This window comes from Acidobacteriota bacterium (assembly GCA_016196065.1).
In the GTDB taxonomy this organism is placed as follows: Bacteria; Acidobacteriota; Terriglobia; order Terriglobales; family Acidobacteriaceae; genus Acidiflorens.
Map to the genome: position 1 here is coordinate 1,613,546 of JACPYL010000010.1, position 25,769 is coordinate 1,639,314.

Sequence of the window (25,769 nt, forward strand, 5' to 3'; positions counted from 1 at the left end):
CAGGAAATATTAGGGGCGTTCATGGTCTGGCAGCGTCGAGGCCCGCGAGCTGGCGGGCACTGCGGGTATCGGGGTGGTCGGGGCCCAGCGTGTTCTCGAGGTGCGTGGATGCGGATCGCAATGCGAGGACGCTGTCGTCGGCTTTGGTTTTTCCTTTGTCCTTGGCCAGATGGGCCAACCCCAGGGCCAGGTACGCGCGCCCGATGTCGCAGGAGAATGTACCGGGTTGCGCGTCGCGCTGGAGTTGGTCCAAAGCCAGTTTTGCGTCCGTAACCGCTTCGGCCGTCCGGCCGAGGGGGCGCTCCATGTTCGATCGGTAGGTTAGGAAAATCGGGATCAGATCGGCGCCTTTCTTGCCGGCTCTCACGGAGGCTTCGGCTATCGCCACCGAACGATTGATCGAATCCAGAGCCGCGGGCAAATCGCCCTGCGCCTGCTCGATCAGGGCGCTCTCCGCCAGAAACGAAGCTGCGAAAACATCTCCAGGCGGTAGGGTGCGCAACCGGGGTTGTAGTTCAGCCAACAGCTTTTTCGCTTCGCCTGGGTTGCCGCGGATTCGCGCGATTGAAACGCCGATCAGGCGGGCCTGATCGGCTCCGATCGGGTCGCCGCCCTTCAGGGATTTAACGTAGCCGCGACGCGCCTGTTCGTCGGCTTGATCGAGGTGGCCGAGGTCGCGCAGGGCGCGCGCATGGGCGACCAACTGCCAGGGTACGACATCGGGATCGTCTTCGCCGTCACTGAAAACCATGATGGCCCGATGGATCAGTTTCTCGGCTTCCAAAGGACGTCCGAGTGCAAGCAGAGACTGCCCCCATTTGTAATACGTGGACCCGGCCAATCCCAATTTGTCCTGCCCGAGTTCCTTGAGGCGTGAGGCAGTCTGCTCGTAGTAAGTACAAGCGTCGCGATGGCGGCCGATCTGCCGGAACGAATCGGCCAGGGACATCGATGCCCGTAGATCGAGCATTTGCGAATGCGGGGGCGCCACTCTTAACGATTGCTGAGCACGCTGCAATCGATCGATGGCTTCGGTTGGCAGACCGTTGGCCCGGGAGACGGCTCCCCCGGCGACCAGGCAAAACGCTCGATCCAAGGCGTATTGCGGTTCGTCGGGAAGTGTGTTCAGCCCCTCGCGGATCAACTCGCCCGCTCGTGGCAGTTGCTCGCCCCCGGAAAGCGCTTCCGCCAGCGCACAGGCGGCGTTGGCGCGAGTGGACGGTTCATTCTCCTGGCGCGAGACCCGGTAAGCTTCCTCCAGGACTTGGGTGCCTCGGTCGCCTCCTTGCCGAAGCTCGATCTGACTGCCCAAGGCAATCAGAACTTGCACTCGGCTCGCGACGCTGATTCCTTGCTGGCGTCCGAGGACTTCACGCGCGAGATCAAAATTTTCTACGGAGACGGGCGATTGGGTGAGGATAAAAAAGTTGAGATCGTTGATAGCTTCCGCTCGCGATAGCTGACGCAGAGCGAAGTCGCGTTGCACTCGAGCGGCCCGAGCCTGGATCAACGTTCCGACCATCCCCGCGACCGTGGCCAAGACTGCGAGCACAGTCAATGCAACTGCCGTCCGATGGCGACGGACAAATTTTGCAGCACGATACACGATCGTGTCTGGCCGCGCGCTGATGGGTTCATGCTTGAGATAGCGGCCCAGATCATCAGCAAATGCCGCCACAGAGCTGTAGCGCTCCTGCGGATTTTTCTTCAGCGCTTTCGCCACGACGGTGTCAAGGTCTCCGCGAAGCAGCCGCCGAAGTCTGTCGGGGGTCGATGTGCGGCGCGTGGCGTTGCCGGTTGTGGTCTCGCCATTCACCTTTGGAGACGTCACGATGTCGGACAGACGCTGAGGGTCGGAGTCCACGATCGCTTTCACCAGGTCGGCGGCAGAGCGCGGACCGCGTCCCGTAGGATGCTGTCCGGTGAGTAAGACGTAGAGCAACACGCCCAGCGTATACACGTCGGTTGCGGTGGTGACCGGCGCTCCCGTCACTTGCTCGGGCGCGGCATACTCGGGCGTCATCGCTCGTCCGCCTTGCACGGTCAACAGGGTGGCTTCTCCATCCTGGCCATCCCCTTCCAGCAGTTTCGCGATGCCGAAGTCCAGCAACTTCACCTGTCCGTCTTTGCTCACGAGCACATTCGAGGGCTTAAGGTCACGATGCACGATCAGGTTGGAGTGGGCATGCGCGACCGCCGCGGCGACGTCGAGGAAGAGTCGAAGCCGCGCCGTCACATCGAGCCGATGCTGGTCGCAGTATTGGTCGATGTGGTCGCCCTCGACATGCTCCAGGACCAGATACGGAGAGCCAGTAGTCGATACCCCCGCATCCACGAGTTCGGCGATATGAGGATGCGACAGCCGTCCCAGAATGCGGCCTTCCCGCTTGAACCGCTCTTCGCCTCCCTGGCCCAGCAGCGCGACGTTCAGAAACTTCACTGCCACTCGCCGCGCGAAGCGGCCGTCGGTGCGCTCGCCCAGCCAGACGCTTCCCATTCCGCCCTGGCCAAGCAACGAGATGAGCGTGTAAGGGCCGACGACTTGTCCGGCGAGTCCGGGAGCGCTTGCTGGCAGCGTGAGACTGCCTTCCAGGAAACCTGCCTGCGCCAGCTCCTGGTGCTCCTCCAGAAGCGAAGTCAGCTGGCCGGCCAATTCCGGATTCTGAGCGCGGATCGACGAGAGCCACGCGCCGCGCTCGTCATCGCTCATATCGAGCGCCTGCTCAATGTACGGGCGAAGAGCCTGCCACTGCTCGGGACTGAGTGTGGACATAGGGCTTCAGACCAATAGATCAGAGCGAAGTTTGCGGTGGAGGTAGAGTCGTGCCCTCTCCCAATTTCGCTGTACCGTGCGTTCGGATACATCCCGCATGGCGGCAATCTCGCCAAAAGAAAGGCCGCAGAAAAACTTCAGGTCGATGATCTCGGCAAGCGCAGGCTCGATTTTGCCTAGCTCGTCCAGAGCCTCACTGATTTCGGTGAGTTGAACGTGGTTGACTGCGTTCTCGAGGGCATCGGTGTCCAGCGAAGTGATTTCGAACATGCCGCCCCGTTTTTGGGCATGCCGCTCCCGGACGTGGTCGATGATGAGTCTCCGCATCACGCGGGCAGCGTAGCCCATGAAACGAAGCTCGTCGGGGAACTTGGGATCGCCGCGGGAAGACATCGCCAGGTAGGCTTCGTGCAGCAACGTGGTCGCACTGAGGCTTACCGCCCCACTCCGGCGAGCGAGTTCACGCTTGGCGGTACGGTGCAACTCAGCATAAAGGACCCCAAAAAGCCGCTCGGAAGCGGTCCGATCCCCTCGCTCGACCGCCCCGATCAGCGACGAAATGGTAGGTTCCACATCCCCGTCAAGCACTTTCAAACCTGCGGACAAGAGTCTCGCATTTCCTACGGATAGTCAACAAACCTGGACGGCAGGTAGTGGCTCTATTTACCACGAAGGTCACGAAGTTTCGCACGAAGTATCACGAAGGAAGTCTTGGCCCAAAGCCTTCGTGATACTTCGTGCGACCCATCGTGACCTTCGTGGTAATGTTTCTGGAAGCGGACACAACATGACCCACTCCCGGATGGCAGACCACTCCTGCGGCAATTCGGGTGAAGAAGCAGACCTTCTGGTATTGCCCAACGTGACCTTTCCCGACAGCGTCACTCGTTGAACGATGGAAGAGGATAAATGGTGCGCCCTGAGAGATTCGAACTCCCGACCTTCTGGTTCGTAGCCAGACGCTCTATCCAGCTGAGCTAAGGGCGCGCGCGATTGCGCGATGAGTTCGATTATAACGGATACGAAAAGATTTCCGCCACATTCCCGGCTCTCGGTGTCAGCTCTTAGCTTTCAGTCGAAATGTCTTCACCGAGAGCGGATGGCCGGGAGCCGAGAAGCTTTAGAACGCGTACCGCACTGAAAGTGTCACCAGGTTTCCGCGGAAGTTCCGCGGCGCAAACGAGTCCTGCACCGCTCCTGCCGTCGGATCTTCGTGATAGCCGTAGTAGTCCCAATATGCCTTCCCGGTCCACGATTTCGCAATCCGGTAGTCGATTCCTCCATAAGGATGGAGATATTTCGAGTCCAGAGGTCCGCTGACCGCACTCGGAATCAATGCCTGCGGATCGAGACGCAGTTCGTTGCCGCTCGTCCCAGTCAGGTTCGCGCCCAGCCTGGCCGTCACTCGGCGAATCGGTGTGACCGTGATGTCGAAGTATCCATAGTGCGACTTGTTGGTGTAGGTCGAAAGTTGCTGCACCAGTCCCGGAACATCCGGACACGCTTGAATGCCCGGTCCCGGTTGCCCATTGGCAACGCTGATGTAGCAGATCAGAAGTTGCGAGAAGACATCGTTGTATTCGTAACCAATTTCCATCCCCCACTTGTCATTCGGCTGGATGCTCGCCCCAAACCCGTAGGCCCGGTTGTGATGGAGATCGTTAATCTCGAACACATTGTTGCGCCCTTCAAAGATCGTTACCGACCCATTCAGGTTGAGCCACTCTTTCACTTTGTACTTGGATCGCAGCCGGTACTCCTGCAATTGTCGCGGGCTGATGCGCGTAAAAGCACCATCCGCGCTCATGAGTTCGGTGTCAAAGCTGACGCGGAAGTTGCGATTGGGGCGCACCCAGATTCCGAACACGATGGCGTGTTCGGAAATCAGCGTCTCAGCGGTATCGTTCGATCCAGGATCCACAAACGAGATCGATCCGTCCAGATTCTGGGTACAGCCGTCCGGCAGGATTCCCGCCACCAGCGCGCAGGCGCCACGCGCGGCATTACTGGGAAAATAAATCGCACTCGTGGTCGTAAAGAGTCCATCCGCAATCGCCCGATGACGAAAACGATAGCCCAGGCGAGTGCCGATTTTGGGCGAGAACTGATATTCCAGCTCTGCCAGATTTGTCTTTTCGTCCTGCTTCAGGAGTTTGTTGTTCAGCACCACGGCGACGTCCGCACCGGAACTGGTGCTGTGTACTGGAGTGCCCAACGTCCCGTCACCGGGCGCCGTACAAGGTGCAGGAAGAGTTGCAGTGGGCGTGAAGACGTTCGCCGGAGTCAGCAGGTTCGCACTGAAAAACGAACATGCGGTCGACGTAAAACTTACCGGATTGTGCCAGTTCGAATAGTGGAAGGAATCGATGAAACTGAGCTGCTTCGTGATGTGCCAGGTTGCACCAAAATCTCCGCTCGCCGTGACATGCCGGCCATGGACCGGCCCCGTGGTCAATCCGTTCCGCAGGTTCGTCCGCGATTCCCTGCCGAACATCGACTGCACATAGTCCGTGACATCCGTGTCCCCACCCGAATAACTCATCCGTGCCGACAGATCCCACGCCTTCCAGTAGTTCGTCTGCAGACTCAACTGTTCGGTCGGGATATTGGTTCGCGTTCGTCCGTGATCCAGATAGCTGAAATAGGCACTGCAAGCAGGATTGACGAAACTTGTTCCCACCGCAAAAGTTGATCCGCAAGGCTGGTTTGCGCCTGCATTGAGCGAGAAGCCCAGGTCGACGGGTTGTCCATTCGACAACAGGAACAGCGGATTCTGAAAGGGATCGGTTTGTACCGAGTCTCCCTTGTTGAAGGTGAAGATCTGGTCGTAACTGATGTTGGTGCGCGGCAGAACCCGGACGTCAATTCCGGCGCGATACGTGTTCACAGTGGTGCGCCATTCCTGCAGCAACATCTGTTCCGTACCCTGGTGAATCGCCGAGAGCGCAGGCCCTTCCACAGTATTCCGCGCATACCCCAGCCGGAAGCGAATATTGCTTTCGGGGCGGAGTAAGAGGTTGTAGTCGCCGAGCTTTCTTCGCGTGTCCTGCAGGTGCGGTGAATTCGCCAACACGCACGCCGTGCAGGCTACGCCTCCGAATCCGGTGGGACCATTGGCAAAAGGCGTGGTTGGATTGAGCGGGTTCGCCTGCAACGAGTAGTTCCAGACATTCTGATCCTTCCGGAAACTAGCTTCAAAGTTGTACCAGCGATTCTTCCCGATCCGCAGGCGCGAGACGTCATTCGGGTCTCCGCCATAGCCGTAGTTATTGAAATACAGGTTGTCGAACAGCGTCCCATGATGGTTCAGGGAACGCATTTCCGTCGTAAAACCAAACAGCCGGATTCCATCCCGCAGGTTCACGATCGTGCCATAGGATCCCGGATCGCCCGAAGTGCTCGTGATCCGTCCGCCGAATTCAATCGACTGCTTGATATTGTAGCTATCCTGCTCCACGCCTTTCTGTTCTTCATCCTGTTGCGCAAATGCAGTCGAGGCGAGGATTGCCAGCAGTACTGCCCACGCGAATGGGCGTGCGAGGAGGGCTGGAGTTTTTCTCGTGGATTTTTGTCCTGCTTCCGATATTGGCATGGCAACCTCTCCTCTACGGAGTGAAGAACACCTGACTGCTGTTCGATCCATGAATGGCCGTGTGGCACAACGTGCATGCCTGATATTTCTGCGCCTGGTTGTGGAACGTCGGAATCGCCGGCGATCCCTCGTCCGCCGAGAACGAGTGACAATCCAGACAAAGCAAATTCACATGAGCGCGGTTCAGCAGTCGCGGGTTCGATGACCCGTGCGGCGTGTGGCAGCCCACGCAGCCTTCAACCTTTACCGCCGCATGCTCGTAGACAAATGGCCCGGCCTTGTCACTGTGGCATTTGAAGCAACCCGTGTCCTGCGCGGACGTGGCCCGCAACGCGCGATTCAGGAAGCCGCCATGTGGATTGTGGCAGTCATTGCACTGCACCAACCCTTCGTTTACTTTGTGGCGGAACGGACGGTTGAACTGCTGTTTCACTTCCTGATGGCAGCCGTAGCACAGTTGCGGCGCCTTCTCCTTCATCAGGAACTGTCCTTCTTTAGCGTGATGCGGAGAATGGCAATCGATGCAACTCACATTGTTCTGCAGGTGCGCCGAGCGCGCGAAATTACTGTGCTCTTCCCCATAGTCATGGCAGGTCAGACAGCGCGCGCTGATTTCTTTCGCGGACGCATCCTTGAAGGCGAAGATCTTCGCCTTATCCCCGCCGCCATCGACGTGTTCCTTGCCCGGCCCATGGCAGGACTCGCATCCATGCCACTCCGGACCCTTTTTCGTATCGAGAGTCGTAACAAAATGGCGGGATTCCTCGAAGTTCTTATAGAAGCCCTTGGTGGGCGTGTCCTCATGGCAGGTCTTGCAGACTTCCGCGCCCACATATTGTGAGGGGTCGGTCACAGGTTGATACTCGGACTGCTTGCCCTTATTTTTGTCTTTGCCTGTCTGCCCGCTGGCGGCAGCGCCCGGCATGGCCAAAATGACGGCCACGAGGAGCGTAGTTATGAGTGCGACCGTATGCTGAAATCGCGTCTTTCGCATTGAGTCCCCCGTCCAAGACGACCTACCTGGAACTACTCGTAAGTTGGTGCACCCATCATTAACACAGTTATCCGCTTTGTATGTGAGCTTACTCACCCGACTTTTGTGACAAATCATGTGAGTAAACATTCTTGATCCCTCGCTCGCAAAATACGACGAAAAGGCATGCGAAGCAATGACCAGATGGGCACGGCCCGTGCACAAAGGTCCGTGGCAGTGTCAAAACAAGAAAATAAGAGTTCCTCAATCTTCTTGTACACCGCTGAGGTGGCGAGGATCAAAGACAAACATGAGTGACGAGGTTTGCTGGGATTGCCGAAAGCTGCGATCTGTCATCCTTCGCGATGCGCAGGATATTCAGATGGCCGACGTGCTGGAGGGTTTCAGTTCGGGGCGACAGACTCGCTATCGCGCCGCAGGCTTCTTGGTCAGATTCGTGTGACTTGCCACACATTGCCACTGTCCATCGGACGAGATCCAAGTATCGGTGAACCTCCCGTAGTGATCGAATGGCTTGCCCCGGTTGGTCCCTTTGGCGTGATAGGCCCCGGTAACAATCGCAAATCCGGGATAAAAATGCACGTCCACATCATTGTTCGCGACCAAAGTCGTGTCCACCGACGGATCCTTACTGCCGGTGATGAACTGCGCTTTGTTCAGGAGCGTGCCGTCCCAGTCGGTATAGACGAATTTGTCTGCGATCAACCGGCTGAGCGCTTCGCCATCGCGATGGATTTGGGCCTGGTTCCAGGCGTTTTCGAGCGCGATGAGCATACTCTTTTCCGCCTTGGCGTCGCGGACCGGCGCCTGCGCATCGGCGACCATCGCGCAAGCCAGCACGAGAATACTGCCCAGAATCCACTTCATACCGATACTCCCCGACCCCACGACTTTTCGGGCACGACCTGACAGGAGTCTAGAACGAAGGGCGCTGGCGACCCACATTACTGCGGTAATCCTTCGTGATGCGGAGGCTACGACGGTTGCCTGGGGCGAAGCGTCCCTCTAGGCTTCTCCCACGATGCCATCGTCTACCCACTTGTGGCCGCATGAATCGCACGTCCACTCAAAGTCCGAGGGCGTGGCTCCCGGTTGGACTGGAGGTTGATCGGCAAGCTCATCGATCAATTCTCCGAATACGACTTCCGTGGAATGACACTTCGGACAACGCACGGGATGCTCTTCTTCCTGATCTTCCTGTTCCTTTTCTGATGGGGGTTCATCGACCGGGAAATAGTTCTTCATGGCCTGACGAGCCCAAGGCCTGCCAATGCTCATGATCTTGACGCCGAGGCCCTTGCTGAAATCGGAGGTGACTTCCTCCACGCCCGTTGCCAACTCGGGACCGATGTAGAACGGAATTCCCGCTCCATCCAGCACAGCCTGAAGCCGCATTGCGTCGGCCGAACTCCACACCGTGCTGATCTCCACCAACTCGCGATCCTTAGCGTAAGGAGAATCAGGATCTGTTTTGGGAATGGAACGAACCGGAACGGCGGGAGCGGGTATGCTCAGCTTGCGGTAGGAAATTTCCTGCGTCAGCGCCTGCTGAGCGATATCCGTCAACTCGGAACTTTCGCGCGCCAGCACGAGCAGTTCCTCGTCGCTCATCTGGCGATATCGTTCGGAGAGTTCGCGCCACTCGCCTGCCGGATCTGGGTTGGGCATAGGATCGGCAGTAATTCTAGCTGGTCTACGCCACAGCCGACAAAACTGCGCGCTTCACGTTCTTGAACGCCTCTGATCGCGGATCGATGAAATCGAAGTGTCCGGCCTGCGCGACCTCGATCAGTTCGACCGTCTCCCCAGTTTTCTTCTTCGCCGCAGCATAGTCGCGACTGAACGATACCGGCACCGTGTCGTCCTTAGTTCCGTGCAGGAGCCATTGCCGGGCGCGAGGCACTCGGAGCTCCATTGGATCTGCTTCGTGATAGTGTTCCGGCACCTCGGAAGGTGTTCCGCCCAGAAACTCCACCACCGCATCATTGCTCAGGTGAAGCGTAAATGTTCGTTTGAGATCAACCACTCCGGCCAGCGAGATCGCCGATTGCAGCGACGGTTCATGCCCCGCCAGGCACAGGGCCAACTGGCCGCCCGCCGAGTGTCCCATCGCCGTCACACGTTTTTCGTCCAGATGAAAACGCCCATGTGCCTGACGAATGTAGTTGTACGCAGACCGGATATCCGCAAAACTCCCCGGCCAGCCGCCCCCTTCATTGCCGACCCGGCGATACTCGATGTTGAACGTTGCCACTCCCGCCGATCGCAGTGCCTCGCACAGATGCCCGGCATGCACCAGATCATATTTCGCACGCCAGAACCCACCGTGAATGTTCAGCAAAGCTGGAAACGGCCCCTTCCCACCGGGCACGCGAACATCGACAAACTGATTCGGATCCTCACCGTACGCCACCCGCTGATCCGCTGCCGGCGGAGGCAAGCTCAGAATGTCTTCTGCAGACATAGCTTCGTAGATAACTCCCGGCGCGTAATGCAGCCGTCGGGGATTTCGCCCCAGCTCTTCCCCGCTTCCCGCCGCTACTCTTTCAACTTCAACTTGCTCTTGTTTTCTTCCAGGAAATTCTTCAAGTCGCCGGACGCGTCCAGCAAACGGTTCCACTGTTCGTAGTAAAGCGTGACCGGAAATCGTCCCAGCCCGTACACGCTGACACCGCCCTTTTCGCCCACGCGAAACTCCAGCGTGCCACTGCGTTTCTTATCTGCCTGCTTCTCCAGTGTTTCCAACCGCGCCTTCAACTCTTCGTAAGTAGGTTCTGTCATACGATGACCTCACAAGAATATATGTTCTGATCATCATAGGGTGATGGCGATGCTTTCGTCGACTGGTCCCCGATGTTAAAATGCATGCAAGCGGTATGAGGCGAGAGACGCCAGAGAATCGTGTGCGCTGGACGCACCTCTGCAATCTGACTTCTCACCTCTGACCTGTCCTTTGGGGGCGTAATGTCGAAAGCCTTTCACTTATCGTTGCTTGAGAAAGTTCCTGTCTTGATCCTGTTGGGCATTCTTGCCGGAGCGGTCGGGGGCCTCGGCATTGGCCTCATTCAGATGAAGAGTTCCACGCCAGCCTCCGCCGGAAAGTAGCCGCACAATTGGGTATCGTTGCCCGTTGCGTTTCACGGACAACGGATGGTAGTCTAAACGCCGTTGATGCGGGAGTAGTTCAGCGGTAGAACGCCACCTTCCCAAGGTGGATGTCGAGGGTTCAACTCCCTCCTCCCGCTCCATCTTTTTTGAAATTCTCACGGTCGCGTTGAGAGCCGCTCACGCTTGTTGCCCACGTTCTCCCGGCACCCTGTAGGCCCAAAGCGAGAGCATGTACCGCCTGATTCGTCACTCCTTTTCCCATTTTGGTATTCACTAACCCCATTTTAGATGTCCTAGTAACTTATTACTCTTCAGTCGTAGGATATCGCACCGTTGTCTACCCTACTTACTTAGTCACAACCAAATAGTTACCGCAATAGTAAGTACCTGTTCGGCCCTTGTCATTTTGCTTCGCTACCTGACGTTCCAGAAAAATGGAGTCAATGACATTCCTCCCCCGAATGCTAGTTGTTTCTATTTTTCTTGCGTGTCCGTTTTCATTCGTTGCAGCGCAGCTTCAATGCACTCCATGCACTTTTGATTACGGACAAGTCCAGATCGGATCTTCCAAGCAATCCAGCTTTCAATTGAAAAACGTTGGCAGTCAGAACGTGACCATCATTGCGCGGCGCAAGGGGAACAAGAATTTCTCGTTCGGTACTTTTTCGGTGCCCGTCACCGTCCTCCCTGGAGCGAGCGTGCAACTGCCGGTCAATTTTGCGCCGATAATAGCCGGGAACGTCAAAACAACGATCTCCATCATCAGCAGCGCTCCAACTCCAAAACTGCTGATCAATGTCTCGGGTACGGGCGTGAACGCAAACACAGCCACGCTCGCGGTTTCGCCCACCAGTTTGAATTTCGGCAACGTTACCGTAGGGTCCACGGCCAACCTGCCAATCACGCTGACGGCAATGAATGGACCCGTAACGATCTCGTCCGCTCAGATCAACAGTTCCGAATTCAGTCTCCCTGGATTCGTCGTCCCAAAGACCATCAGCACTGGACAGAGTCTCACCGTAACCGCGGCTTTTACTCCCAAACTCGCGGGCACCGCTTCCGCCAACTTGGTCTTGACGAGCGATGCGGCTAATTCCCCCAACACTGTTCCCCTGACTGGAGTCGGAGTCGCCGTCATCGCCCACAACGTGGCGCTTACATGGAACGCCAGCCAGGACGTCGTGATCGGCTATGACGTCTATCGCGCCGCGACTCAAGGCGGCTCGTACACAAAAATCAACCCTGTCCTCGATTCCTCGACCAGTTACACCGACAGCACCGTGAAGTCCGGCACAACTTATTACTACGTCGTAACCGCTATCGATGCCAACGATGTGGAAAGCGCTCGCTCCAACGAGGTGCAGGCAGTCGTTCCCTCTCCTTGACGCCGGTTGTCGGGCACGCTTCGGGGCGAGTGCGGGAAGGAGATGGCAGATGCGCCGCACGTTTGCCATCCTCACCGCTCTCTCGTAAGATTCCGGTTCAGACTACTTCCCTGCCGGAGTCCTCGATGTCCAAAGATCCGTCGCCAGCTTCCCGTTCCCGCCGCAGTTTTCTACGCGCCGGAATTGCTACCTCCGTGGTGTCTGCGGCGGTCCCGGCACTCGCCGCTGCTCGCGTGAACGGCCCTGCATCCCAGGCATCCGAGTCCAACGTGATCCCGCGCGAGTTCGAACTCGACGAACTCACCATCGACGACCTGCAACAGGCCATGCAGGCCGGAAAATATTCCGCCCGCAGCCTCACCGAGAAGTATCTCGCCCGCATCCAGGACATCGACAAAGGGGGACCTCGGATTAACAGCGTGATAGAGGTCAATCCCGAAGCTCTCGAGATCGCCGAAGCCCTCGACCGCGAACGCAAGGACAAAGGAGCTCGCGGCCCGCTCCACGGTATCCCGCTGCTCATCAAAGACAACATCGACACCGCCGACCGTATGAACACCACCGCCGGATCCCTGGCGTTACTTGGATCGACGCCGCTGAAAGATGCGTTCGTTGCCGGACAGCTCCGCAAAGCCGGAGCCGTCATCCTTGGAAAAACCAATCTCAGCGAGTGGGCCAACATTCGCAGTTCTCATTCCACCAGCGGATGGTCCGGGCGCGGCGGGCTGACTCGCAACCCCTACGCCCTCGATCGCAATCCTTGCGGATCAAGCTCGGGCACGGGTGCAGCGGTCTCTGCCAATTTGTGTGCCGCCGGTGTAGGTACCGAAACCGATGGCTCCGTGGTGTGCCCGTCGTCGGCCAACGGCCTTGCCGGGATGAAGCCTACCCTTGGCCTGATCAGCCGCAGCGGCATCATTCCGATTGCCCATAGTCAGGACACATCCGGCCCCATGGCGCGCACTGTTCGCGATGCTGCCATCCTGCTTGGCGCAATGGCCGGAATCGACCCCGACGACAAAGAAACTGCAGCCAGTTCAGGCAAGAGCCAGCCTGACTACACGAAGTTTCTGGATGCCAACGGACTAAAGGGCGCGCGCATTGGCGTCGTCCGAAAATATTTCGGCTTCAACGACGCCGTCGATCAGCTTATGAACACTCTTATCGACGAGATGAAACGTGCCGGCGCCGACATCACCGATCCCGCCGACATCCCTACTCTTGGAAAGTTCGATGACACGGAGCTTCTGGTCCTCCTCTATGAACTCAAAGCCGATCTCGCCGCTTACCTCGCTCGCCTCGGCGAGAGCGCACAAGTGAAGACCCTCAAAGATGTCATCGAGTTCAACGACAAGCACATCGCAAAAGAGATGCCCTACTTCGGCCAGGACATGTTTCTGAAAGCGGAAGAGAAAGGTCCCCTCACGTCCAAAGAATATCTCGATGCCCTCGCTAACAACCGCAAATCAACTCGCGCCGATGGCATCGACTTCATCATGGACAAATACAAACTCGACGCTCTCGTCGCCCCGACGGGCGGCCCCGCCTGGCTGACCGACCTCATCAACGGCGATCACTCAGCGGGTGGCAGTTCGAACGCCGCTGCCGTCGCCGGATATCCCAACATCAACGTCACCGCCGGATACCTCTACGGACTCCCCGTCGGCATCTCCTTCTTCGGACGCGCCTGGAGCGAACCCACCCTCCTGAAAATCGCCTACGCCTTCGAACAACTCACCAAGGCCCGCCAGAAACCAATGTTCCTGCCTTCAATCCCGCTGGGGGCGTAAAACCTACTTGTCATCCTGAGCGGAGCATATTTCTGCGCTTCGCGCAGAGGTATGCGGAGTCGAAGGACCCCTGGATCGAATGGAATCATTTCATAGTTGCAAGGCATTCTCCCATTGCTCTCAATGCCGATAGTGGCCCTTATTCGCGACGGAGTTTGCTCGTGAGAGTCGCGGCGCTTAGCGCGAACCGCTCTCCTTCGATCCCACCTCGATCATTTTCTTCGTCAACAGGACTAACCCGAATATCTGCGTCCATTCCGAAACGATGTTGCCGACCACTTGCCCCCATTTGCTGCCCGGTTCCATGCCTCGAAAGGCGACGACCCACGCCGCACCCGTAATCACGAGAAAAATGGTCAGAGAATGTTCGCGTAGGAACTCCATCACCGCCGACGGCAGCATGCCTTTCGGTTGTTTGCTCTCCGCCGAGCCTTTTTCATAAAGATGCTTGGTCATCAGGACCGTGACGAAGACTCCTGTCCAGTCTGCAATCGCGTTTCCGAAGAATGAGCCCCAGTGCGTCGCTGGATTCGCATTTGAATAGAGGACGATCATCAGGGCCACGATCGCGAACGAGGACAGGCTCAACGAATGCCGGCGGAGGTAAGATTTTGAGCTAAGCTTTTGCGCCATCGTTATACTTTAATAGACGGCAGTCCGGGACGAGTCGTGCTTCCGCCGGAGCCAAGTTTCTTCTGTACAGACACAGAGTCTCCGGTTCCGCCCCCCGCCCCGCTCTGACATCTCATCGTTGACTCGAATTGGGAGTCGCGAAAGAGGGAGCACTTGACCATGCCAACCACGAATGATCAGAAATCCGACCAATCGTCATCCACCGCCAGCGCTCATATTGTGAGCGCCCAGCAGATACTGAAAACGTTGCAGGCCAAAATTGGAGAGCATCCCGAACTCGGTGCCGCCATCACCAAACTCGAGATGGCTCTCAACGACCTCGCCATCCAGACCGGCGGAATGCTGTAATTCTCTGAGATCGAGCAGGACCGTAGCGCCGGCGACCCGCCGGCTGTTTGGAGGGCGACTCGCCCTCCGAATCCGGATCACTACACTAAGGGCAGCGTCAGTCCTGCCGGTGGGGTCGGCTTTCTTCTAAAAAAAGTTCTCATCTGGCTTGACTCCGTGAACCCGCATCGTATATAACCACAACGTTATGCAACCGAGCGGTTATCAATCGTCGCAATTTTCCCTGGACTCCACTTTCGCCGCGCTTGCCGACCCTACCCGTCGTGCCATCCTGGCCAGGCTAGCTTCGGGCGAGGCATCCGTAAACGAACTGGCCGAGCCCTTCGCAATGAGCCAGCCCGCCATCTCCAAACACCTGAAAGTGCTGGAGCGCGCGGGCCTGATTTCGCGTGGCAGTGACGCCCAGCGCCGTCCCCGCCGACTCGAGGCCCGGCCGCTCGCGGAGGCGAATCAGTGGCTCGAAGCCTATCGCCAGTTCTGGGAAGCAAACTTCCAGCGACTCGACGACCTACTCAGTGCGATGCAGGGTGAAATGAAATCGCGCTCCCGCGGTGCGAAACATCAACCACGGCGCAAGCACTTTCTAAAATCAAGAACTCAACGAGGAGATATCCAATGAGGAACAGTGAAACCTTCAAGATTTCCACGCGTGGCGACCGCGAACTCGTGATAACGCGCGAGTTTGACGCCCCCCGCCACCTGGTCTTTGATGCGTTCACTAAACCCGAACTCGTTCGAAGATGGCTACTCGGCCCGGATGGCTGGACGATGCCCGTTTGCGAAATCGATCTCAGAGTCGGCGGCAGCTATCGCTACGTATGGCGCCACGCCAGCGGAAATGAAATGGGGATGGGCGGCGTCTTTCGCGAAATCGTCCCGCCCGAGCGCATCGTCTCAACCGAGAAATTCGATCATGCCTGGTATCCCGGAGAGGCCATCGGCACGATCGTCCTCACCGAACGCGCCGGCAAAACCACGCTGACGCAGATCGTTGCTTACCAATCCGCGGAAGCCCTGCAAGAGGTTCTCAAGTCTCCGATGGAGTCCGGTGTAGCCGCTGGATACAACCGCTTGGAGGAGATTCTGTCCTCACTACCGGGAGGCGCCAAATGACGACTGCCGCCGTCGTGGCGAGTCCTCGCGGCAATTGGCTGCGAAGCACCGGCGCCGTTGTTCTCGGAGCGGTTGTCCCAATCGCGCTTGCTCTCGGTACCGACCAGCTTCTACGCGTGCTTCATATCTTTCCTAAGCTGGCGGACCCGATGCCCCAGTCTGGACTGAACCTGCTGGCGCTGACGTATCGCACGCTGTACGGGGTCCTCGGTGCGTACCTCACTGCCCGGGTTGCCCCGCGCAATCCAATGCGTCATGCCCTGATCCTCGGAACACTGGGCTTCATCGTGAACGTGGTGGGAGTAGTTGTCACTTTACCCCTGCATCTGGGTCCAGCGTGGTATCCGATCGGACTCGCGGTTACTGCCCTGCCTACTGCATGGTTGGGCGGATTCCTCTTTCGCGGTGGGCAGAAAAAGTCATGACAGTTTCATCTCAATGATCAAACAGGAGCACTCCCATGCAAAAAATCACTCCCTTCCTATGGTTCGACGGTAAAGCCGAAGATGCTATGAACTTCTACGTGTCGATCTTCAAGAACTCACAAATTGTAAAAGTCTCTCGCTGCGGAGATGCCGGTCCCGGGCCGAAGGGCTCCGTCATGTCCGCTACCTTTCAACTCGAAGGCCAGGATTTCTTCGCGCTCAATGGAGGCCCGCAGTTTACGTTCACGCCCGCCATCTCACTTTTCGTCAACTGCGAAACGCAAGCAGAAGTCGATGAGTTGTGGCAAAAGCTTTCGGACGGCGGCAAAGAAGAAAGGTGCGGCTGGCTCAAGGATCGATTCGGCCTGTCGTGGCAGATTATTCCTTCAGCACTCGGCAAACTGATGAACGACCCCGATCCTCAAAAAGCCAGTCGCGTCATGATGGCTATGCTGCAGATGGTCAAGATCGATATCGCTGGCCTGCAACGCGCCTACGACGGAAAATAATCCCTTCCTTGCGGGTTACGTTCAGGCGTGACCCGAGTTGCCAATCTGGCCGGGTACTCGCATCCCATCGCGCCGACAGGTACTATTTCATCGAGAGCGTTCTAATCCCTGTATCTGCCGGTCCATCATTGAGGACACCGACTGCATGATCGTTAACTTTGCCGAGCGGGCGCACAATCACAACTGGGAACTCGATCCCGTCATCCGCTCGCTGCTCGACACCGACTTCTACAAGCTCCTGATGTTGCAGTTCATCTGGAAAAACTACGCGAAGACGAAGGTCTCGTTCTCTCTACTGAATCGCACGTCGTCGGTGCGGCTCGCCGACATGTTCCCTACCCGCGAGATTACCGACCAGTTGGAGCATGTCCGTAAGCTTCGATTTCGGAAATCAGAATTAGTCTGGCTCGCCGGCAACACGTTCTACGGACGCCGCGGCATCTTTCAGCCTGCATTCCTGGAATGGCTGGAGAACGACTTTCGCCTCTCTGACTACCAGTTGTCGATTCACGACGGCCAGTTCCAGCTCACTTTTGAAGGCAACTGGCCCGAAACCACCATGTGGGAACTCTATGCGCTCTCGATCTTCGACGAGCTGCGCACCAGGTCCAACATGAAGAAGCTGACCGAGTTTTACCTCGACATTCTCTATGCTCGGGCCAAGACCACTCTCTGGAGCAAGATCGAACGCTTGCGCGGATTGCCCGGCCTGACCGTCGCCGATTTCGGCACGCGCCGCCGCCATAGCTTTCTTTGGCAGGAATATGTGGTGAAAGCCATGGCATCGAATCTCGGCAGCGGTTTTATTGGAACGTCCAATGCTTTCCTCGCCCACAAGCACGATCTGGAAGCGATCGGAACTAATGCCCACGAAATTCCCATGGTGCTGGCTGCTCTCTGCGACGACGACGAGGCGCTGAAAGCCTCGCAATATCGCGTCCTCGACATGTGGCAGAACACTTACGACGGCGCCCTGCGCATCATGCTTCCCGACACCTTCGGCACCACGCAATTCCTGAAAAGCGCCCCCGACTGGACTGCCGACTGGACCGGTCAGCGCGTTGACAGCAAGAATCCCTACGTCGCCGGCGACGAATACATTGAATGGCTGAAGGCCCGCGGCCACGATCCTCGCGAGAAGAGACTCATCGCCTCCGACTCCCTCGACATCGACGAAATCATCGGCCTGCACGCGTACTTCGGCGGAACCATGAAGGGCGGTAGCACCGCCAGCGACTTCCGCAGTGCCGCCGATTTTCATGACACTAAGAGATGGGTGCCCGAACGCCGTATCCGCTTCAGCGCCGGCTGGGGCACTCTTCTGACCAACGATTTCCGTGGATGCGATCCGCACGGCAGTCGCGACTTCGATCCCATCGGACTGATCTGCAAAGTTTCCGAAGCCGAAGGCCGTCCCACAGTTAAACTCTCTGACAACTACGCGAAAGCCCTCGGCACCCCATCCGAAATTGAACGCTACCGCCGAGTCTTCGGCACCGCCGGCATGAGCAACATCCCACTGGTCGCGTAACGCGGTTCGCTGGGAGCAGGAAAGCTTCGGATTTTGGGTGGCGCAGCGGTTCACCGCTGCGAAGGATGTTCTGCTCGAATTCGGCTTTAGCCGCTGAGGGCTCCTCGCAGACTATCGTCGCCCCGTTACAATAGGGTCTGTCCCATGCGCCGCATCTATCTCGACAATAACGCGACCACGCCCGTGCTCCCTGAAGTTCTGGACGCCATGCGTCCCTTCTTCACCGACCATTTCGGCAACCCGTCTTCCATCCATCACCATGGACAAGAAACGCGTGCCGCCATTGAGCACGCCCGCGAGTCGGTTGCCAAGTTGCTCGGTTGCCACACGTCCGAGATCGTCTTCACCAGCGGTGGCACCGAGTCCGACAATCTTGGCATCTTCGGCATCGCACACTCTGGCGATCACATCATCACCTCGACTATCGAACATCACGCCGTGATGAACGCCTGCAAGCGTCTTGAAAAAAAGGGATGCGAAGTCACCAGCGTCCCGGTCGACGCCCGCGGCCAGGTCGATCCCGATGACGTCAAGCGAGCCTTACGCCCGAACACAAAACTCATCACCATCATGACGGCGAACAACGAGACTGGCGTCCTACAGCCCGTAGAAGAAATCGGGAAGATCGCCGCCGATGCGGACGTCTACTTCCACACCGACGCTGTCCAGGCCGCCGGAAAGATTCCGATCGATGTCAACCAGATCGCCTGCGACCTGCTGACGATCTCCGGCCACAAGATTCATGCACCGCAAGGAATCGGCGCACTCTACGTCCGCAAAGGCACCAAGCTGGAAGCGATGCTCTACGGCGGAACTCACGAACGCCAGCGCCGCGCCGGAACCGAAAACGTCCCCGGCATTATCGGCCTCGGCAAAGCCGCCGAACTGGCCCGAGCTGCCTTCGATCGCGGAGACGACCGCAAGATGGCCGCTCTGCGCGATCATCTCGAAAGCACTCTTCGCCAGATCGAATCCACCGGCACCAACGGAGAAGGCGCGCCCCGCGTACCGAATACCGCCAACATTTCTTTCGACGGAATCGAAGGCGAGGCCCTGGTGATCTCTCTGGACCTGAAAGGCATTGCTGTCTCGACCGGTGCCGCCTGTTCCTCTGGTGCCATTGAGGCCTCCCATGTCCTCACCGCGATGGGCCTGCGTCCCCATCAAGCCAGAGGCAGTATTCGCTTTAGCCTCGGCAAGCAGACCACCGCCGAAGATGTGAACTACGCGTTGTCGCTGGTACCAGAAACGGTGGCGCGACTGCGCGAGCTCTCTCCCGTTTACAATAGATCAGCAAGCCCAAAGGCCTGAGCTAAACGGCCGAGTGCCAGATGCTGACTGCTGCTTCCACCATCGCCGTCGCCATGTCCGGAGGAGTTGATTCCTCCGTGGTCGCTGCCATGCTTCGCGCCGACGGTCACAATGTCATCGGCCTGACCATGCAGCTTTGGAATCAGCGCCGTCTCGCCGGACACGAAGGCATGCCCGAGTCTGTCCAGGGACGTTGCTGTTCCCTCGACGACGTCTACGACGCCCGCCGCGTTGCCGAGACCATCGGTATCCCCTACTACGTGGTCAATCACGAGGAGCGTTTCGAGCGCGACGTTGTCCGTCCTTTCGTCAACGAGTACCTCTCCGGACGCACGCCTATCCCCTGCAGTCTCTGCAACAATCACTTGAAGTTTGATCAGCTTCTGGTTGTAGCCAGGCAGATTGGCGCTGACAGCGTTGCGACTGGGCACTACGCTCAAGTGCTGTTCGACGAAGCCTCTGGGCGCTGGCTCCTCAAGCGCCCCATCGACCATGCCAAGGACCAGACCTACTTCCTGTTTGGACTCACTCAGGAACAGCTCAGCCGAACGATGTTCCCTCTCGGCGGGATGACCAAGCCGGAAGTCCGAGAACTCGCGCGCAAGCATGCGCTCGTCATCGCCGAGAAGCCCGACTCACAGGAAATCTGCTTCGTCCCCGGCGGAGACTATAAAAAGTTCCTCGACGCCTATCTCGCCGAGCAAGGTGAGCCGCCGCTCGAAACTCCCGGCGAAATGGTCACCACCGACGGCCGCGTTATAGGAGAACACACCGGCATCCACAATTTCACCGTTGGCCAGCGAAAGGGATTAGGCGTCGCTACCGGCTCGCCCCTCTATGTCCTGCAGATCAAGGGAGACACGCGCGAGGTCATCGTCGGCAACAACGAGGAACTCTATTCGAGGACTCTGCGTACGCACCGGGTCAACCTGATTTCGGTAGCCGAGCTCCACGAGCCCAAGCGAGTCGGAGTCAAGATCCGCCATCGCCACCAGCCCGCCCCGGCAATGATCGAGTCGACCGGCCCTGACCAGATCACCGTCACTTTCGACGATCCCCAGCGCGCCATCACCCCCGGCCAGGCCGCCGTCTTCTACGACGGTGACACGGTCGTCGGCGGCGGCTGGATTGAGACCACAGTGATCAGTGGTTAGTGATTAGTTAACCCCACAAGACAAAGGTTGGACGAACCACTGACCACTAGCCACTAACCACTGTCCGGTAACCACTCCCCCTATGACCTTCGCTCCATTCCATAGCACTTTCGTGGACTGGACCGGCCGATATACCAGATGTACGTTGATCTCACGGCGGATGGCTCGAATTTCTCCCCAAGTCGAGTCCGGCGCGGGGAGGGCTTTTTATGAATACGAGACTGATGCACATCTGTTACGCGGCATTGGGCCTGGCGGTGGCACGCTGGATTTTCAAGCGTCAATCTATGCCCGTTGCCGATCCAGTTTCACGGTTCCGTACTTCTGGCCTGCTGTAGTGTCTCTCTGACGGGAGTTCTGGGCGCGCCCCGTTGCGCGTCGCTTCGATTCGAGCGCGCCCAGACCTTCTACCCTCCGCACTAGTGCTACTACCTTCGTGTCCCTTAGTAACTTCCATCCGGTTACGACTCGCCTAGAATTTCTGTAGGACCCGTCGCTCACTTGATTTCTGTCATCCCGAACGAAGTGAGGGATCTGCAGCCTAATCAATTCTGTCGTTCCGAACTGAGCGAGGGATCTGCAGCTTTTGGGTGGCGCAGCGGTTTACCGCTGCGTTTCACTAGCTTGTTTTGATTGCGGCTTTAGCCGCTGCGGTCCGCCGCTCAACGCGATGAAGTCGACCATCAAACTCGCGATCGCCCTCCTGCTGCTGGCGCCCTTCCTAGCCTTCGCGCAGGACGATCAGCCCTCCCTGGGCGACATTGCCCGCAATCTGCGAAAAAGCAAAGCACCCCAGCAACTGGTAGCGCCGCTCATCGACAACGACAACCTCGCACAGGCCACCGAGGACGCCAAGAACCGTCGCCCGGTCACGCCGAACAAAGACAAGTTTGTTCTCTCCATCGACCCCACCGCCAAGACCATCAAGGCCTCCTCGCCGGACGTCACCTGCAGTCTCTCCTTCAACGCCCGCGCCGGTTCCCTGCTGGTCAAGCCGGTGATGCTCGAGACACTGCCATTACCGGAACTCCTGAAGATCGATGGCCCAGCTTCCATCCAGGACGAAAATTTTCAGATTGAAGTGTTCAACGGAACTGACTGGGATCTGCGTGAAATTACCGTAGGACTTACCCTCGAACGCAAGCCCGGTGAAGCCGCCGAGTTAGCCGCTCGCGCTCGCGTCATCCCTGCATCGCAGAATTCCATGGTGCCGACCGTGGAAAAGCGTTCGGACGTCACTCTGCTCTATCACCTGAAGGCCGCCGCCAAGCCGTTCAGCACAGCCACCTTCAAGGAAAATATTGGGATTACTCCCGGCCCCGACGAAGATTGGCGCTGGTCGATCGTCGAAGCCAAAGGCGTGCGCCAACAGGAAACCCAAATGCCGCCCGAATGGCTAGGCCCAATTCCGGCCCCGACGCTCGATCTTCCCGCGCCTCTACCGCCCAGCGGTCCGCCGCCAACGCCCAACGAGTAAGAATTTAGTAAATAGAATTGCCGAAGAGAACGAAGGTCCGTCCGTAGAGACGCGGCTTGCCGCGTCTCGCTATGCGTGAAATGAAATGCTGCAGGACGAGACGAGGCAAGCCTTGTCTCCAAGAAATGTTTTCTTTACGAATGCTACGAACTACCGCCGGTCCATCCCCACGTACTTCTGTGGATACACCGGCCCCAGGTACTCCGCGCGCGGACGAATCAGCCGGTTGTCATCCAATTGTTCGATGACATGTGCCGTCCATCCGCTGACGCGCGACACAGCGAAGATCGGCGTAAACAAATCCACATCGATTCCCAGTGTGTGGTACGTAGACGCCGAATAGAAGTCGACATTCGCGTTCAGTTTCTTATCGGCCTTCACGAATTCTTCGATGTCATGCGAATACTCAAACCATTTCGGATTCCCACTCGCATTCCCCAGATCCCGTGACATGCTCCGCAGGTGGGTCGCGCGCGGATCTTCGGTGTGATACACGCGATGCCCGAAGCCCGGAATCTTTTTCTTCTGCGCGAGCAGTCCCTTTACGTACTCCACCGGGTCCGCTCCATCCTTGTCGATGTCCATCAAGATCTTGAACACCGCTTCGTTCGCTCCTCCATGCAGAGGTCCCTTCAGCGTGCCGATCGCGGACGTCACCGCGGAGTGCATATCGGAAAGCGTGGCTGCCGTGACGCGCGCCGCGAACGTCGAAGCATTCAATTCGTGATCCGCATGCAGAATGAGCGCGATATCGAATGCCCGCTCAGCGGTTGGCGAAGGCGCGGTTCCATTCAACATCAACAGAAAATTGGCGGCGTGAGAGAGCGATCGGTCCGGCTCAACCACCGCTTTTCCCTTCCTCATCCGGTCGTAATGAGCCACCAGCATGGGCAGTTGGGCTGTCAATCGGATGGCCTTATGCACATTTGCGTCGTGGTCGTTGCGGTCAAATTCTGGATCGTAATACGACAGCATGGACACCAAGGTCCGCAACACATCCATCGGAAGGACGTGCTTGGGCAGCAGTTCCAGTCGGTACAGGATGGATGCATCCAGCTTGCGTTCTTCCGCCAGGCGCTGCTTCAGCGATTTGAGTTCGTCGGCCTTCGGCAGTCGCCCAAACCACAGCAGGTAGCAGACTTCCTCAAACGTCGAATGATCGGCGAGGTCGTGAATGTCGATTCCACGATAGGCGAGTACGCCTTTGTCACCATCGATATAACAGATGCTCGAGGTGGTCGCGACCACCCCTTCCAACCCCTTGGACGCGTGCGTTGTGCTGACGCTTGACATGATTCCTCGCTTGCCCTTGCTTATGAATGCTGGTTTTTCGTGGGAAAGTTCACCGGAATATTGAACCAATCCACAACCCTCTTTTATACGCCAAAGCCGCACTACTTTCCATCCACTCCCGTGGCCGTTCATCGCCGTTCGGCGTATATTTATGGGTTGCGCCCCTACCCAAAGTACGCATGGTTCCTCGGCGGAAATCCTATTTCTTCATCGATGGAGAGACCTTCATGAAATCCAGATTCCTGATCCTCGCAATAGTTTTGACTACGCTTGCACCCGCGGCCCTTGCAGACGAAGGCATGTGGCTGTTCAACGCATTCCCGAAAGACCGCGTCAAGGCCACCTACGGATTCCTGCCGACCGACGCCTGGCTCAACCATCTTCAGATGTCGTCCGTCCGCTTCAATAACGGCGGCTCGGGATCATTCGTCTCCGAAGACGGCTTGACCTTCACCAATCATCACGTTGGAGCCGACTGTATCCAGAAGCTCAGCAAAGCCGGCACCGACTATATGAAGACCGGGTTCTATGCCAAGACCCAGGCCGACGAAGCGAAGTGTCCCGACCTTGAGTTGAACGTGCTGGTCGGGATCGAGGACGTTTCCGCCAAGGTAAAAGCCGCGACTACTCCGGACATGCCTGCCGCCGAAGCCGCCCAGGCCCAGCGCGCCGCCATGAGCGCGATCGAAAAGACCTGTTCGACGGCAACACAACTGCGTTGCGACGTGGTCACGCTCTATTCCGGCGAAGTCTACCACCTCTATCAGTACAAGAAATACACGGATGTCCGCCTCGTGTTTGCGCCCGAATTTGAAATGGCTTTCTTCGGCGGCGACCCCGACAACTTTACGTATCCTCGATACGATCTCGACATCACCTTCTTCCGCATTTATGAGAATGACAAGCCCGCTCACCTCACGAATTTCCTGCAATGGTCAAAGAACGGCGTCAAGGACGGCGAACTGATCTTCGTCTCCGGACATCCTGGCAATACCGATCGACTGAAGACCGCGGCGCAGTTGGAATTCCTCAAGAATGTCGACTACCCTTCGCGTCTGGCGAGCTACAAACGCCGTATCACCCTTTTCCAGAAGTTCAGCGCGGAGTCTCCCGAGAACGCCCGCATCGCGCAGGAAGAAATCTTCGGATATCAAAATTCTCAGAAAGCGATCACCGGATATTTCTCAGGCCTGCAGGATACTGCTGCGATGTCGGCCAAGGACGCATCCGAACGCGAACAGCAAAAGAAGTATCTCGATAAGCATCCGCAAAGTAAGAATCCGTGGGAAGAAATCGCAAAGGCAATGAAGGTCGAGACGGAAATCTATGCCCCGCATCTCTACACCGAACGGCTTCGCGGCTTCAACTCGGAACTGGCGCAGTTCGCCCGCTGGATCGTCCGCGCCGCCGAGGAAAAGCCCAAGCCCAACGGCGAGCGCCTGCGCGAATTCCGCGATTCGGCCCTGGCTTCCCTCGAACAGAGACTGTTCACCAGCGCTCCCATCTATAAGAACTTCGAGGAACTTCAGTTCGCCGACTCCCTTGCCCAGATGCAGGAAGCGCTCGGCGCAGACAATCCTGCCGTCAAAGCCGTTTTAGCCGGCAAGTCGCCTGAAGAAGTGGCCAGGAACGCGTTCGAAGGCACCAAACTCGACGACGTAGCCGTTCGCAAACAGCTCTACGAAGGTGGCGAAGCTGCCGTAGCGGCCAGCACCGATCCCATGATCGTGATCTTGCGCAACGTCGACCCGATCGCGCGCTCGTTTCGTAAGCGTTACGACGACGAAGTCGAAGCCGTTGAGCGCCGCGAAGGCTCGACCATCGCCAAGGCCCGTTTCGAACAGAGCGGCTTTACCCAGCCTCCGGACGCTACCTTTACATTGCGTTTGAGCTATGGAGCCGCGAAGGGCTACGAAGAAAACGGCAAGAAGATTCCCTACTTCACCACCATGGGCGGAGCCTTCCAGCACGCCGATGAGCACCAGAGCAAGGCACCCTACACCCTGCCCGAGAGCTGGATCAAGATGAAGTCCAAGCTCAAACTCTCCACTCCGATGAACACCGTTTCCACCGCGGACATCATCGGCGGCAATTCCGGCAGTCCGACCGTCAATAAGGCCGCAGAGGTCGTTGGCATCATTTTCGACGGAAACATCCAGTCGCTGGTCTGGAATTTTTTCTTCGACGAGCGTCAGGGACGAGCCGTCACCGTCGATTCCCGCGGCATCATCGAAGCCCTGCGCAAAGTCTACGGAGCGAATGCCCTGGCAGACGAACTGACTGGAGCCAAGGCCGCCGCCAGGAAATAGATCGTCGTGGAAAGAAATCGCATA

23 protein-coding genes and 2 tRNA genes are annotated in these 25,769 nt (G+C 57.7%); 14 read left to right on the top strand and 11 right to left on the bottom strand.

The annotated features are described in order from the left end of the window. Nucleotides 1-19: 19 nt before the first annotated feature. The 9 genes from HY010_10035 to HY010_10075 all read right to left on the bottom strand — a co-directional run bounded on the left by HY010_10035 (nt 20) and on the right by HY010_10075 (nt 10,140). Nucleotides 20-2,773, bottom strand: a complete 2,754-nt coding sequence (locus tag HY010_10035; GenBank protein MBI3476062.1) for a protein kinase — start codon at nt 2,771-2,773, stop codon at nt 20-22. 6 nt (nt 2,774-2,779) lie between these two features. Continuing rightward, a complete protein-coding gene (locus HY010_10040; protein ID MBI3476063.1) occupies nt 2,780-3,379 on the bottom strand; it encodes a sigma-70 family RNA polymerase sigma factor in 600 nt (199 codons plus the stop codon). A gap of 304 nt (nt 3,380-3,683) precedes the next feature. Next, nucleotides 3,684-3,760 (bottom strand) — tRNA-Arg (locus HY010_10045). A 133-nt stretch (nt 3,761-3,893) separates the two neighbouring features. Continuing rightward, nucleotides 3,894-6,365 carry a hypothetical protein gene (locus HY010_10050; GenBank protein ID MBI3476064.1) on the bottom strand — a complete coding sequence of 824 codons (2,472 nt, stop codon included), beginning with the start codon at nt 6,363-6,365 and terminating at the stop codon, nt 3,894-3,896. A gap of 13 nt (nt 6,366-6,378) precedes the next feature. Then, a complete protein-coding gene (locus HY010_10055) occupies nt 6,379-7,359 on the bottom strand; it encodes a DmsE family decaheme c-type cytochrome (protein ID MBI3476065.1) in 981 nt (326 codons plus the stop codon). Between the two features lie 405 nt (nt 7,360-7,764). Then, nucleotides 7,765-8,226, bottom strand: coding sequence for a nuclear transport factor 2 family protein (locus tag HY010_10060; protein ID MBI3476066.1), 462 nt, complete (start codon nt 8,224-8,226; stop codon nt 7,765-7,767). Nucleotides 8,227-8,364: 138 nt separating this feature from the next. Beyond that, the gene (locus tag HY010_10065) at nt 8,365-9,027 is read right to left on the bottom strand and encodes a hypothetical protein (GenBank protein ID MBI3476067.1); all 663 of its coding nucleotides are present in this window, start codon (nt 9,025-9,027) and stop codon (nt 8,365-8,367) included. Nucleotides 9,028-9,052: 25 nt separating this feature from the next. Then, nucleotides 9,053-9,823 (bottom strand): alpha/beta hydrolase, encoded by a 771-nt coding sequence (locus HY010_10070; GenBank protein MBI3476068.1) that lies wholly within the window; start codon nt 9,821-9,823, stop codon nt 9,053-9,055. Between the two features lie 74 nt (nt 9,824-9,897). Continuing rightward, nucleotides 9,898-10,140 (bottom strand): hypothetical protein, encoded by a 243-nt coding sequence (locus HY010_10075; GenBank protein ID MBI3476069.1) that lies wholly within the window; start codon nt 10,138-10,140, stop codon nt 9,898-9,900. Nucleotides 10,141-10,323: 183 nt separating this feature from the next. On the opposite strand from HY010_10075, the gene HY010_10080 reads away from it, so the two are divergent. The 4 genes from HY010_10080 to HY010_10095 all read left to right on the top strand — a co-directional run bounded on the left by HY010_10080 (nt 10,324) and on the right by HY010_10095 (nt 13,642). Then, the gene (locus HY010_10080) at nt 10,324-10,464 is read left to right on the top strand and encodes a hypothetical protein (protein ID MBI3476070.1); all 141 of its coding nucleotides are present in this window, start codon (nt 10,324-10,326) and stop codon (nt 10,462-10,464) included. A 68-nt stretch (nt 10,465-10,532) separates the two neighbouring features. Beyond that, a tRNA-Gly gene (locus tag HY010_10085) sits at nt 10,533-10,607 on the top strand. A gap of 447 nt (nt 10,608-11,054) precedes the next feature. Further along, nucleotides 11,055-11,852, top strand: a complete 798-nt coding sequence (locus HY010_10090; protein ID MBI3476071.1) for a choice-of-anchor D domain-containing protein — start codon at nt 11,055-11,057, stop codon at nt 11,850-11,852. A 125-nt stretch (nt 11,853-11,977) separates the two neighbouring features. Continuing rightward, nucleotides 11,978-13,642, top strand: coding sequence for an amidase (locus HY010_10095; GenBank protein MBI3476072.1), 1,665 nt, complete (start codon nt 11,978-11,980; stop codon nt 13,640-13,642). A 177-nt stretch (nt 13,643-13,819) separates the two neighbouring features. On the opposite strand, the gene HY010_10100 is transcribed toward HY010_10095, so the two are convergent. Beyond that, nucleotides 13,820-14,275: a hypothetical protein gene (locus HY010_10100; GenBank protein ID MBI3476073.1), complete on the bottom strand. Its 456-nt coding sequence runs from the start codon at nt 14,273-14,275 to the stop codon at nt 13,820-13,822. A gap of 159 nt (nt 14,276-14,434) precedes the next feature. Here HY010_10100 and HY010_10105 point away from each other — a divergent pair, with 159 nt between their 5' ends. The 9 genes from HY010_10105 to HY010_10145 all read left to right on the top strand — a co-directional run bounded on the left by HY010_10105 (nt 14,435) and on the right by HY010_10145 (nt 22,143). Then, on the top strand, nt 14,435-14,623 hold the full coding sequence (locus tag HY010_10105; protein ID MBI3476074.1) for a hypothetical protein: 189 nt from the start codon (nt 14,435-14,437) through the stop codon (nt 14,621-14,623). A gap of 187 nt (nt 14,624-14,810) precedes the next feature. Then, nucleotides 14,811-15,242 carry a winged helix-turn-helix transcriptional regulator gene (locus tag HY010_10110; GenBank protein MBI3476075.1) on the top strand — a complete coding sequence of 144 codons (432 nt, stop codon included), beginning with the start codon at nt 14,811-14,813 and terminating at the stop codon, nt 15,240-15,242. After that, the gene (locus HY010_10115) at nt 15,239-15,736 is read left to right on the top strand and encodes an SRPBCC family protein (GenBank protein MBI3476076.1); all 498 of its coding nucleotides are present in this window, start codon (nt 15,239-15,241) and stop codon (nt 15,734-15,736) included. The genes HY010_10110 and HY010_10115 overlap by 4 nt, the downstream gene beginning before the upstream one ends. Then, nucleotides 15,733-16,161 (top strand): hypothetical protein, encoded by a 429-nt coding sequence (locus tag HY010_10120; protein MBI3476077.1) that lies wholly within the window; start codon nt 15,733-15,735, stop codon nt 16,159-16,161. The genes HY010_10115 and HY010_10120 overlap by 4 nt, the downstream gene beginning before the upstream one ends. Before the next feature lie 35 nt (nt 16,162-16,196). Next, on the top strand, nt 16,197-16,670 hold the full coding sequence (locus HY010_10125) for a VOC family protein (protein ID MBI3476078.1): 474 nt from the start codon (nt 16,197-16,199) through the stop codon (nt 16,668-16,670). 145 nt (nt 16,671-16,815) lie between these two features. Continuing rightward, nucleotides 16,816-18,201, top strand: coding sequence for a nicotinate phosphoribosyltransferase (locus HY010_10130; GenBank protein MBI3476079.1), 1,386 nt, complete (start codon nt 16,816-16,818; stop codon nt 18,199-18,201). A gap of 144 nt (nt 18,202-18,345) precedes the next feature. Continuing rightward, a complete protein-coding gene (locus tag HY010_10135; protein MBI3476080.1) occupies nt 18,346-19,512 on the top strand; it encodes a cysteine desulfurase in 1,167 nt (388 codons plus the stop codon). 20 nt (nt 19,513-19,532) lie between these two features. Further along, nucleotides 19,533-20,666 carry a tRNA 2-thiouridine(34) synthase MnmA gene (mnmA, locus tag HY010_10140; GenBank protein MBI3476081.1) on the top strand — a complete coding sequence of 378 codons (1,134 nt, stop codon included), beginning with the start codon at nt 19,533-19,535 and terminating at the stop codon, nt 20,664-20,666. A gap of 670 nt (nt 20,667-21,336) precedes the next feature. Next, entirely contained in the window at nt 21,337-22,143 is an 807-nt protein-coding gene (locus HY010_10145) for a hypothetical protein (protein MBI3476082.1), read from the top strand. Between the two features lie 150 nt (nt 22,144-22,293). Here the strand turns inward: HY010_10145 and HY010_10150 are convergent, their stop codons facing one another. Next, nucleotides 22,294-23,436, bottom strand: a complete 1,143-nt coding sequence (locus HY010_10150; GenBank protein MBI3476083.1) for a citrate synthase — start codon at nt 23,434-23,436, stop codon at nt 22,294-22,296. Between the two features lie 227 nt (nt 23,437-23,663). Here HY010_10150 and HY010_10155 point away from each other — a divergent pair, with 227 nt between their 5' ends. After that, nucleotides 23,664-25,745 carry a S46 family peptidase gene (locus tag HY010_10155; GenBank protein ID MBI3476084.1) on the top strand — a complete coding sequence of 694 codons (2,082 nt, stop codon included), beginning with the start codon at nt 23,664-23,666 and terminating at the stop codon, nt 25,743-25,745. Nucleotides 25,746-25,769 lie beyond the last annotated feature (24 nt).